Consider the following 12,304-nt stretch of genomic DNA (forward strand, 5'->3'; position numbering starts at 1 on the left):
AGTTGAGTCCGTATAATTGTGTAAAAACAGCATCTCTCTAAAAATAAGGGAGCCATTTTCAATCCCCCTCGGTTAGAATGAAGTTGACTAGACAACATTCGAAGGAGAGGGAATTTGAAATGGCTCAATACCAGATTACCGTAGATTCGCAACTTTTGCATCAGCTTTTTCTCGGCAATTCACAGGATTCGGGAGTGGCCAAGTTGTTGGAATCCGTATTGAACCAAGTCTTGCAGGCACAGGCGACCGAACAGTTGGGGGCGGAACCCTACGAACGGACAGATGAGCGTCAAGCATATCGAAATGGTACATACCCACACCAATTGACTACACGTGTCGGTACGATCACGCTTCGTGTCCCTCGCATTCGCGGCGGGAAGTTCTCCACCGAGTTGTTCGCCCGTTATCAACGCAGCGAACAGGCACTGGTGCTGGCTCTCATGGATATGGTCGTCAACGGTGTGTCTACCCGTAAGGTGGCCCAGATCACAGAAGAATTGTGCGGTACGGAGTTTTCCAAATCGACCGTGTCCGATCTGTGCAAACGGTTGGATCCTATCGTGAACGCCTGGAACAACCGTCCGCTACACGATTCTTCGTTCCCCTTTGTCATCGTCGATGCCCTGTACCTGAAAGTACGCGAAGAAGGGCGGGTGCGGTCACGGGGCGCTCTCATCGGGATCGGTGTCAATGCCGATGGATACCGGGAGGTATTGGGCGTTATGCTCGGCGACAGCGAGTCGGAGGCCAGCTGGAGCGAATTTTTTGGCTGGCTGAAAAGCCGTGGGCTTAAAGGCGTCGATCTGATTGTGTCGGATGACCATGGAGGGTTGGTTCGAGCCATCCGCAGGAACTTCCAAGGGGTGACCTGGCAGCGATGCCAGACGCACTTCATGCGCAACATTCTTGACGCCACACCCAAATCCTTGCAGGACGAGATTCATAGCCGGATTCGCCCCATTCTGGAGGCACCGGATGCAAAGACGGCACGGATGCTGTTAGAGAAGGTACTGGAGGAGTATGAAACGAAAGCGCCGAAGGCCATGGCTGTCCTGGAAGCAGGCTTCGAAGATGTCACAGCCGTCTTGGCATTACCGGAAAAGTACCGCAAGCGTCTTCGCACCACCAATCCGATGGAGCGGTTGAATGAGGAAATCCGCCGCCGTGAACGCGTGATTCGGATTTTTCCGAATCGAGAGTCTGCCATCCGCTTGATAGGGGCCTTGCTCATGGAAACGGACGAGAAATGGGCTAGCGGCAAAAAGTATTTGGACATGACAGAATATCTTGAATGGCGTCAAGGACAATCCCCAATCTCCTCCCATACCAAAGTCACTCGCATCGGCTAATAAACACCGCATCTAAGCCTGTCAAGGCCGCGAAGCGTTCCATTTTTAGCCTTGACAGGCTGAATGAAATACACTTTTGAAAAACCCAGCAATCCCTTGCTGGGCCTGCCATACGGCGAGTGACGGGGTGCAGGGGGGGTGCTCCCTGCGTCTCCCCCTTCGGGGGACGGAAGGGGGCATTCTAACCGAGGGCAATTTTACACACAAATATGGACTTGATCTAACAAACCGGTTGGTTATAATTGCTTATTAAGGGGGTGTAGATTTGAAGTATTCCGTTATTCCGATTCCGTATCTGCCGGGATGTCCAATCCATTTCATGATGAATGATACTAACTCCGAAGAGCTCCATCAACACTCAGGTCTGGAAATCATCTGGCTCTTTACTGGAAAACTGAAAGTGACAATCGGCCCATATGATTATCATCTACATGAAGACGATCTTCTGCTAATCAACCATTTCGAATCCCATCGCGTCATTCCGCAAGCCTTGAATACTCGCTTTATTCAATTGCATATGGATAGCCTTTTTATATATAAACATAATCACGATTTTTACAGCTTGAATTATGATCTGAAATCCTTCAAAAATAGTGAAGACAATCAACATCCGTATGATGTTGTTCGTATTTTATTCAGTCAATTGATTGCCTATCCGAATAAAGGGAGTCGGGCAAAGAACAAAGATGTTCTTCGATTGCTCGGATACTTAACGTCTCGTTTCAGTAGAAAGCTCCCCACGCCGGAACCGGAAAATCGTGCTTTGAATAAAGATTTTAATATTGTCCAGCAAATATTGAACAGGGTTGAACTGGATTTCAAAGGGAAAGTTACGTTAAATCAAATCGCAAGGGAGCAGCATTATAATTCATCTTATCTGTCGGACATCTTCCGGAAAAACGTCGGGGTTACTTTTAAAGCTTATTTGGAAGAAGTTCGGATCAGGTATTCTTTGTTTTTGCTGCAAAACCAGGGAACATCCATTATGAACGTGGCCTTGTCTTCAGGCTTCAGCGATGAAAAAAGCTATTATAAAGCCATCAAAAGTAAATTTTCGTTAACCCCGCTACAGTTGCGCAAAAAGTATCAAGAGGGGAATAACGACGGCCCGGATTTGCTCGGAGCTTCCAACGAGCCATTGATTCATCACTACGCTTCGCTTCCGATCGAATTAAAAACAATAGAGGAACATACGATCCATTCCGCCATTGTCAAAGATATTCAAGCGGATGGATACGAATTGAAGCAGGTGTGGAACAAAATGATGAACATTGGATCCGCCAATACGCTGTTAAATCAAAATATTCGCGATCAAATCAAAGAGATGCGGGAAGAAATCCCAATCGAATATTTACGTTTTGAAGGCGTATTCAACCAGGAATTGGACGTGATTCAGAAAGATCGAGAAGGGTTGAAATTCAATTGGAAATTTATTAACAACATTCTGGATTATATGCGGGAGCTTGAACTCAAACCATTTATTTGCTTAAGTTACATGCCGCTTTTATTTGCCAGCAAAAGCACCAGTTTTTTTAATTATCAGGGAAATACCTCTCCCCCCAAAGAAATGAGTCAATGGCTATCCCTGGTTCAATCCTTTATGATGAATTGCATAAATCGTTACGGCCTTGATACGGTTTCGGAATGGTACTTTCAAATATGGACCGAGTTTCCGGTGCATGGTATTCATTGGAGCGGTACGCTGGAACAGTATTTCGAATTATATAAGCAAACGGCGCTGCTCATTAAGGGAATATCTCCATCGCTCAAAGTGGGACCTGCAGCGGAAAACTTCCATACGGACGATCAACTTTCTGAGAAACTGCTCGAATTCTGTCAAGAAAATGCGGTGCCCCTTGATTTTTACAGCTGCAATATTTACCATAATCGCGTCAAATTTAAAGATTGGCTGGAACGGTCCCAAACAAGTCCTGTTGATATTAAGGTAATTCCGTTTCAATATGAAGCCAAAAATCATACCAAGCATTTGCTGGAAAAGACGCATCGCATGCTGAAAGCTCACGATAAGGAGGATATGGAATTCATCGTAACACGCTGGAACTTTAGCTGGGATGTGACGAACTTCCTTCACGATACGGCCTTTATGGCCACTTTTATTATCGATAATATGCTTGATCCAGCGGCGGTGCATGCCAAGGCCATCGGTTTTTTATCGGCTTCCGATATTCTCTATGAATGGGATATTAAAAGCAATCCCTTTTTCGGGGGGACAGGGTTGGTTAATACGGAAGGCATCAAGAAATCCGCGTATTATGCCTTCGTCTTCTTATCTAAGTTAGGCGGCACCGTGTTTGCCAAAGGCAAAAATTATATCATGACCAAACAAGGAGGTAATATCCAAATTTTAGCTTATAATCACACCTACCCTGACCAATTGTTCATGAAGGGAGATCAATCGGAGCAGCATTCTTATGATATTTTTGAGGAATCCAATGATATGCTATTTAATATTCACCTTCAAAATATATACGGAACGTATAAATGCAAACAATACAGCCTTAACCGAAAGCATGGATCCGCTTATGACGAATGGATTCGCATGGGCGAATACGCCGATCTGAATCATGAAGAAACGGATTACTTGAAAAATATATCCAGACCTTCTCTGCAATTAAAACAGCTCACCTTAACAGGCGATTTTCATCTTACTTTGCATGTTCCGGTTCATGGGATTGAATGCATCATCTTAAATAAGTTCTATAAGTAAGAGTTGAAAGACTACTTTTTAAAAGTAAACCAAAGAATTCCCTGGATCATTTGGGGGAAATTCTTTGGTTTTTTATTTTTTCTTGCGGATATCCGCTGCACTTGCGCTTATCTTCCTATCACTTGCCCAAGAAATCGGAAGGAATCATGGACGGATCTGCATTAAAATTTGTTTGAAAGCGGTTTTATAGAGATTTGAAAAACAGATTGGAGGAGATATTGGATGAAGGCCAATAAACAGGTTCGCTTGTCTTATACCGCGAAGGCGAAGAAAATCGTCAGCCAAATGAGTTTGGAAGAAAAAGTATATCTCATGAGCGGAAGAGTCTCCATGGAAGAGATGCTGGAAGATTTTAAGGTGAGACATTACAACTGGCGACCTTATCCCGCCGGCGGAAATGACCGCTTGGGAGTGCCGGAAATGAAATTTGTCGACGGCCCGCGTGGAGTCGTATCCGGCAACAGCACCTGTTTTCCGGTAGCTATGGCAAGAGGCGCTGCCTTTGACCCGGAACTTGAAGAGCGCATTGGGCATGCAATAGGCAAAGAGGTTCGTGCGCAAGGCGGCAATTTTTTTGGCGGCGTTTGCATTAATCTCCCGTATAACCCGGGTTGGGGCAGAAGCCAGGAAGTCTACGGCGAGGAATCGTTCCACTTGGGCGTCATGGGCTCCTCTTTGGTAAAAGGCGTTCAGGGAGAAAATGTAATCGCTTGCGTGAAGCATTATGCTTTCAACAGCATGGAATGGGCTCGATTTAAGGTAAGCGTCACCGCCGATAAACGAACGGAACGCGAGGTTTTTTTGCCGCACTTTAAGGATTGTGTAGATGCGGGTGCCGGCAGTGTGATGAGTGCTTATAACATGTACCACGGAATTCATTGCGGGCATCATGATTATTTGTTAAATCGGGTTTTGAAGGATGAATGGGATTTTGACGGCTTTGTCGTCAGTGATTTTGCCTGGGGTATCAAAGATACGGTCGAAGCGGCAAATGGCGGTATGGATGTTGAAATGTGCCATACGAAATTTTTTGGCGACAAGCTGGTTGAAGCCGTAAGGAACGGCCAAGTCAGTGAAGAAAAAATCGATGAGTCGGCAGTAAGAATTGTCCGTACATTACTGGCATTTACAGAAGCAGACAAGGATACGTACGGGAAGGACCTGATCGCAAGCCAAGAGCATATCGCATTAGCGCTGGAAGCGGCCGAGAAGTCTATGACCTTGATGAAAAACGATCACCATGTCCTGCCGTTCTCAAAAACGAAAACAAAGCGTATCGCGGTTATTGGCGAACTCGGCAGCAAAGGAAATATCGGCGATCATGGTTCAAGCCGTGTGTTTCCGCCATACGTTGTTACACCGCTCCAGGGGATCGAACGTTTACTTCCAAATGCCGAGGTGATCTTCAATAACGGTAAAGACCTGGAGCAAGCGAAGCAATTGGCGAAATCCGTTGATGCCGTTGTCTTTGTCGTAGGATACGACCACGATGATGAAGGGGAATCCGTCACGAACGAAGATGCCGATTTGAAGGCGGGTGGGGACCGTAAAAACAGTCTTGGTTTGCATACGAAAGATATTGAACTGATCAACGCGGTTGGCCCCGTTAACCCAAACTCTGTTGCGGTATTGATCGGCGGCAATATGATCATGATTGAAGAATGGAAGCCGTCGGTTTCCTCCATCCTGATGGCCTACTATCCGGGAATGGAAGGCGGCACCGCCATAGCCAAAACGTTGTTCGGCGACGTCAATCCGGGCGGCAAACTGCCTTTTGTGGTACCGGCGAGCGAAAGCCATCTTCCCCAAGTGGATTGGGATGCAACCGAGATCAAATATGACTATTATCACGGATATGCCAAATTGGAGAAAGAAGGCATCCAGCCTTCCTTGCCATACGGATTTGGTTTATCCTACACCAGCTTTGCGATTTCCAATGCTTCCTTCAAAACAATGGATAATCAAATCATCGCTGCTTGCGAGGTTGAAAATACAGGGGACGTAACGGGCGACGAAGTCGTGCAACTGTATGTCGGTTTCGCCAACTCCAAGATAGATCGGCCAGTTAAAGTTCTGCGCGGGTTTAAGCGGATTACGCTGAAGCCGGGTCAAAAAGCGAAGGTTGAAATCGCCTGCCCGGTTGAAAAAATCAAGTGGTTCAATCCTGCCGCAAACCGGTGGGAGCTTGAAGAGATGGCCTATGAAGTGTACATCGGAACCAGCAGCACGGAGAAGGATTTAATCAAGGGAAGTATTTACTTACACTAGTTTCTCCTTGAAAACGTTCCCATCAGGAGGGTGCACAATGGCGACAAGAGAAGAGTCGAATCAAAAGTTGTCCTTATTGGAAAAAGTAAGCTACGGTTTGGGAGATACGGCTTCAAACTTGATTTATGCGGTGGTTACCACTTATTTAACTTTCTATTTTACGGATGTTTATGGCATTGGCGCTGCCGCCGTAGGAACGCTATTGCTGGTTGCAAGACTTGTGGATATGCTGGACAGTCCCATTTTCGGCATCTTTATCGACAAGACGCATACCAGATGGGGGAAATCAAGACCGTGGATTTTATGGTCCTGTTTTCCGTTCACCATCGTGACGATCCTGTTGTTTATGGGACCTGAGTTAAGCGCGTCCGGGAAGCTGGCGTATGCCTACATTTTCTATATTGCTTCCAACATCCTGTATACCGCCGTTAACAATCCGTTAACTACCTTGCTTCCGAGCTTGTCCAGCGATGTTCAGGAAAGAACGGTAGCTAACTCCTTTCGGATGTTTGGCGGGCAACTGGGCGGATTGCTTGTCAATCTGACGTTATTGCCGCTTGTCGCATTTTTCGGGAATGGGGATCAGCAAAAAGGCTTCTTCCATACGATGATTCTGTTTGGCGCAGTGGGACTTGTGATGTTCCTGATCACATTTTTCAATACGAGAGAACGGGTTCAGGATCGATCCGGGGGAAAATCATTGCCTGTACGAGAGAGCGTCAAGGCGATAAAAGGCAATATGCCATGGTTTGCCGGGGTTTTAGTGGGCGTCGTATTTTTTATCTTGTACGTGGTGAAATTGTCGTCGGGCATTTATTACATTACCTACAATCTGAATCAGCCTGACCTCGTTACTACGGCCAATACGCTCGGCTCGTTGACGCTGGTGGGAATTATCTGTGTGCCGTTCTTATCCAAGAAGTTCAGTAAAAAAACGTTGATGATCGCCGGAATGGCCATCAGCATGCTCGGTCAGTTGATTATTTATCTTGGCGGTAATAGTACGGCCATGGTGCTTACGGGTATAGTCATTGGCGCCGTTGGTCTAGGCTTGCCGGTCGGGTTATTGTTTGCACTCATTGCCGATACGGTTGACTATGGCGAATGGAAATCGGGCGTCCGCGCGCAAGGCTTGCTTGCTTCTACCGCTTCCGGGATCGCGATTAAATTAGGCTCCGGTCTTGGCGGAGCGATTCCGGCTTGGTTGCTTGCGGCAGGGGGTTATGTTGCCAATCAAACTCAGACGCCATCCGCACTTCATATGATAGAAATCAGCTTTATTTGGCTGCCGATCCTTTTATGTATATTGTCGATTCTCATCTTGGTTTCTCTGTACCGGTGGGAGAAACCGCATCATGAGATTGTTGCGGAATTGGAAGCGAGAAGAGTTCAATAAAATCGCGAAACGCAAACGAGCTCTCTTTCCCGACGAAAGAGAGCTTTCTTTTTCACCAATCCACCTGCTTGTAATCCTTTAAAAATACCCCGGTCCAAGGGCGCTCCGCATCTTTTCCTTCATAGATCGGATCGCAGATTCTGGCCGCGGCATCCTCAAAGTCCAGAGGCAATTCGATCGCCTTGCGGGCCTTCGCCTGCTCCGGGAACTGGTTCGACACCCATCCGGGATCCACGGAGGTAATGAAGATACGATCCTTTTTATATTCCTTGGACATGGTTAGAGTCATCATATTCAGCGAGGCCTTCGCCATGTTGGTGTGAACGTGGTAGCCTCCTTTTCTTTTCATTTGAAAACGGCCTTCCGCCGCGGATACATTTACGATAAAACGGTTTGGATGCGGACTTCGTATCATGGCGTCTTTCAGTTTGGTATTGATTAAAAAGGGCGCGGTCACGTTGATCAATTGAACTTCGAGCATCTCCACCACGGAAATTTGCCGGGACTCGGCCGTCCATGAATTTTGAAGCTGGGAAGAGGAAGCCGGCAAGCTTCGTTCCGGATTCAGCAATTGCAGATACGGGGAATCCGCCGTTTCACTGCTTATCGGATTGGCAATGCGGGGAAGAGCGGTTCCTCCGGCAAGTTGCGGAGACCCTTGTCCGCCAAAAAGCTGTTTTTGGAGTTCCGCTTCTTTTAGCATCAACCCATCGTATTCCTCGGGGGACATTCTCACCGTCTGCGCAGCATTATTGATAATAATGTCGATGTAAGGGAACTCCTTGTTTATGTAGCGGGCAAACATCTCGACTCTTTCGATTTGGCGAAAATCCAACCCGTAAATATGAATACGATCCTTCCAAGTGTCAAAGTCGGGCTCTTTGATATAACGCTGCAGCGCATCGTACGGAAACCGGGTCGTTAAGATAACCCGTACACCATCGCGGAGCAGACGCAGCGCCGTATGATAGCCGATTTTTGTCCGGCCGCCCGTCACCAGAGCGATATAGTTGTCCAGGTGATGCCTGGCTGTCCGTTTCAGCTCATTGTATTCGCCGCAGGCCCGGCATAGCTTGGTATAGTGGTCGTGGACGACCGGATTCGGTTCTTTGCATATATAGCATCTAAATTTTCGGCCGTTTTCCGTTGCTGTTCCCGGGTTCTTCATCTTACCACCTTGAGAAATAATTTACATCCATCATAACATATGATAAAATTTTCTCACACAGTAGCTTAATTAGTTTCCCCTGAAAAAGTCAGGGTGTTTTGAGCATAATTAAAAGGAATTCAGCACCTCAAAATGGAAATTGTTATTGACGAGATAACAAAGTTCCACACCCCGAGGGAAGAATTCCTTTGCTATAGGAGTTCAACAGAAGCCCTCGGGAATCCTTCCAAGAGGTGAAGAAAATGTTGAAACTTCGAGACGAGCAATTGACCATCTGGGATGCCATTCTCCCGGAATCTGTTAGAAAGTTGCCGGTCGAGCTTGCAATCATAGATCAATTACTGGACGACGACCGTTTTCTTCAACCGTTTACTGAGTTGCACCCGAAAGGCAAGAAAAGCGGCCGTCCTACGCTTGCAATTGAAAAGTACATCCGTCTTATGGTCCTGAAGCATAAATACAATTTGGGCTACGAGTCACTCGTGAAGGAAGTCGGTGACAGCATCACATGGCGAATGTTCTGCCGGTTTGCCATCGACGAACCGATGCCCGACCCGTCTACGCTCATCTATGCCCGCAAACGCTACGGCGACAAGATCGTCGAAGACATCAATGCCGCACTCGTAAAGCAGTGTGAGGAAAAAGCCGTTCTGAAAACCCGCAAATTGCGCACGGATACGACGGTTGTGGAATCCGACATCCATCACCCGACAGACGCTACGCTGTTGCAAGATGGCGTAAAAGTCATCACTCGAACGATTCAGAAAATCCGGAAAGTCGCCTCCCACACTGTTCAAGGCTTTGAAGATCGTACGGCAGAAATCAAGGAAAAGATTCTGTCCATCGCGAAAGTTCTACGTCGCCGCACCCGTGAATCTTGGGAAGAAGTTGACCGGATCACTGGGAGCGTAATCGAAGTAGCCGAGAACGTTGTGAACAAGGCGCAAGCCGTTATCGAGAAACTGCAAGACAAGGGCAAAGCTGCTCTTCGACAAAGTAAAACCAAACTGACCGAGGCGGTCACGCTAACCGGCAAGTTGTTGGAACAAGCCAAACAGGTCGTTTCCGGCAATCGAATCATCGCAGATCGGATCGTCAGTTTCTTTGACCCGGAAGCAAGACCGATTAAGAAAGGTAAGCTGGCCAAAGGAACTGAGTTCGGCTACAAGGTGCGAATCGACGAGACGGAAAGCGGCTTTGTGACCGGCTACGCTGTCTACGAGGGGAACCCCTCGGATGATGAACTGCTCGTTCCCGCTGTACAGGCGCATATCAAGCAATTCGGCAAAGCGCCGCAAGCTGTAGCGACCGACCGCGGTTTCTCAAGCAAGAAGAACGAAACGGCCATTACCGAACTTGGTGTGAAGCGAGCTAGCTTGCCGCGAAAGGGCAAAAAAGGCATTGCCCGATCCGAGTACGAAAACGAATTATGGTTCAAAGACTTGCAGCGTTACCGTGCAGCTGGAGAAGCGAAGATTAGTCTTCTCAAGCGGAAGTACGGTTTGAACCGCAGCAGGTATCGGGGCTTTGTCGGCTCAAAATGCTGGGTCGGCTTCGGGATTCTGACCCACAACCTGCAAAGAGCGGCAAAAATGCTCCAAAACTAACATGGAAACCGATCATTAGGGAAAGTTCCCCCTCACAACCCAGCCAGCAACCCGAAACTATTTTTGAAAATCGACTTTTTCAGGAGCAACTAGTTAGGGCTTGCTGAACGATTCTTTAACCGAAACTCATGGCTAGGCGACTGCGAGATAGCAGCGTAAAAATGAGGCAAAAAAGAACGCGGAGCCTGCGCTCCAGGTTCATCACCAGAAGTTGCAGCGTAATCACGGATTCACTTGTCTTTGCGAGGCGTGCTCGAATACAGCCAAGCCCGTACTTGCGCTTGCCTTCTCCGAACTTGCCTTCGATTGCGTTTCGTTCTCCGGTATCCTGTTTGGCCACTTGCCTATCTTCGCTTGTCGGGCCGTTTTTCGGCTTGCGTCCCAGTGCCGGTCCGCTGAGCCGAATCCCATGCTGTTTGCAGAATCTCCGGTTTTCGCGTGTGCGGTAGATCTGATCCGCTTGGACGACAGCCGGATAGAATCCCATGCGGCTGCGATACTTCTCGATCACGTCCATGAGCGTCGTGCTCTCGTTGAAGTTATCCCAAGATAGCCGATCAAGGAACGCGTAGCCCTTCGTCATGCTTACCGCGATCTTGGCTCCGAACTCGACGCGCGCCTTGGCTTTCCCGCGCACGATCGGCCTGACATGCGGCTGATGAATGCTGACGACCCGGTCTTCCATCTGGTGGGAACGCTCGTTGTACATGTGAAGCTGCTGACGGTACAGTTCGTGAATCACCAGCAGGTCGCGATAGGCTTTGCGGCCAAGTAGCGTGAGCGGTTGCGACTTGGCTTGCTCGGCGATGATGGAGAGGTTCCGTCCAACGTAACCGAGTTGCCTCCTGATCGCTTTGCGAATCACTTTCGGCCCCGGTCTGCGTTGCTTGGAAACGGCCAGAAACTGTTTGCGCGCTTTTTCCCGGTACGTGCGCGGTTTCGCCATTTGTCCGATGACCGGCTCATGCAGCGTATCGATGATCGCTTCGAGCTTCTCCCGCGCTTCATTCAACAGATTCAGATCGGTCGGATACGCCACATCCGCCGGCGCACAGGTGGCATCCACCAGCACGGTCCCTTGATTCGGCTGCTCAGGGGCTTCCCATTCTGCGGTCGATTTCGGATGCGCTTCGCAAACAAGTTTATTCGTTTCAGGAACCTCTGACTCTGTAGCCATCGACTCCACGGGAGACGCTGCTTCTGACGATGCGACTTGCGATTGTGCAAACATGGTTTGCTGCTCGACTTCTTCATCAGAGGCGCGCTTCTTCGAGCGCTTCCCTTGGCCTTTACCGCCGCCGGTCGCGTCGTTGCTGTCATCATCATCTTTCGTTTCCTTCGCACCTTCGGTGGCGACGATCTCATTCAACTCTGCCAGCACGTCCGTCAGACGCTTGCGGAAATGCGTCATCATGGAGTGATGGAACGGTGGCTTCATGACGAATCCAGGCAGACCAATGAAGTATTGCATGTAAGGATTTTCGCTGATCGACTCCAACGTTTCTCTGTCGGTCAGTTGCATTCGCTCCTGAATGATGAGCGCACCGAGCCCCATCCGAAGACTGATCGTTTGCTGGCCGCGAAAGGTGTCTTTGAAAAATTGACCGTATGTTTTCTCAGCCTCCGCCCACGGCACCAACCGCGCCAACTGGACCCAGCGATTGTCCTCGTCCAGCTTTCCGCCAAAGGGCAGAAAGAAATCGCCGGGCAGGATCAATTGATTATCGAGGTGCGCGGTCGGCTTAAACATCTTCGTCACTCCATCTGCAAAGGTTTTAGGTGGTTTTC

7 protein-coding genes are annotated in these 12,304 nt (G+C 48.4%); 5 read left to right on the top strand and 2 right to left on the bottom strand.

What is annotated here, in order from left to right:
• The first annotated feature begins 119 nt into the window (after window positions 1-119).
• From BFJ94_RS00060 to BFJ94_RS00075, 4 genes are all read left to right on the top strand, one after another.
• Window positions 120-1,349 (top strand): IS256 family transposase, encoded by a 1,230-nt coding sequence (locus BFJ94_RS00060; protein WP_120460043.1) that lies wholly within the window; start codon window positions 120-122, stop codon window positions 1,347-1,349.
• Window positions 1,350-1,668: 319 nt separating this feature from the next.
• Entirely contained in the window at window positions 1,669-4,077 is a 2,409-nt protein-coding gene (locus tag BFJ94_RS00065) for a GH39 family glycosyl hydrolase (RefSeq protein ID WP_162944081.1), read from the top strand.
• A 222-nt stretch (window positions 4,078-4,299) separates the two neighbouring features.
• Window positions 4,300-6,345: a beta-glucosidase gene (locus tag BFJ94_RS00070; protein ID WP_036625723.1), complete on the top strand. Its 2,046-nt coding sequence runs from the start codon at window positions 4,300-4,302 to the stop codon at window positions 6,343-6,345.
• A gap of 37 nt (window positions 6,346-6,382) precedes the next feature.
• Window positions 6,383-7,741 (top strand): glycoside-pentoside-hexuronide (GPH):cation symporter, encoded by a 1,359-nt coding sequence (locus tag BFJ94_RS00075; RefSeq protein ID WP_120460047.1) that lies wholly within the window; start codon window positions 6,383-6,385, stop codon window positions 7,739-7,741.
• 52 nt (window positions 7,742-7,793) lie between these two features.
• On the opposite strand, the gene BFJ94_RS00080 is transcribed toward BFJ94_RS00075, so the two are convergent.
• Complete coding sequence (locus BFJ94_RS00080) at window positions 7,794-8,909, bottom strand: SDR family NAD(P)-dependent oxidoreductase (RefSeq protein ID WP_036625719.1); 1,116 nt, start codon at window positions 8,907-8,909, stop codon at window positions 7,794-7,796.
• Window positions 8,910-9,151: 242 nt separating this feature from the next.
• Between BFJ94_RS00080 and BFJ94_RS00085 the strand changes: the two genes are divergently transcribed.
• On the top strand, window positions 9,152-10,516 hold the full coding sequence (locus BFJ94_RS00085; protein WP_019007868.1) for an ISNCY family transposase: 1,365 nt from the start codon (window positions 9,152-9,154) through the stop codon (window positions 10,514-10,516).
• A gap of 115 nt (window positions 10,517-10,631) precedes the next feature.
• Here BFJ94_RS00085 and BFJ94_RS00090 read toward each other — a convergent pair whose 3' ends face one another.
• Window positions 10,632-12,266, bottom strand: coding sequence for an IS5-like element ISPaen2 family transposase (locus BFJ94_RS00090; RefSeq protein WP_009225464.1), 1,635 nt, complete (start codon window positions 12,264-12,266; stop codon window positions 10,632-10,634).
• Window positions 12,267-12,304: the final 38 nt, after the last annotated feature.

It is taken from the genome of Paenibacillus aceti (genome assembly GCF_003614185.1).
Classification (GTDB): Bacteria; Bacillota; Bacilli; order Paenibacillales; family Paenibacillaceae; genus Fontibacillus; species Fontibacillus aceti.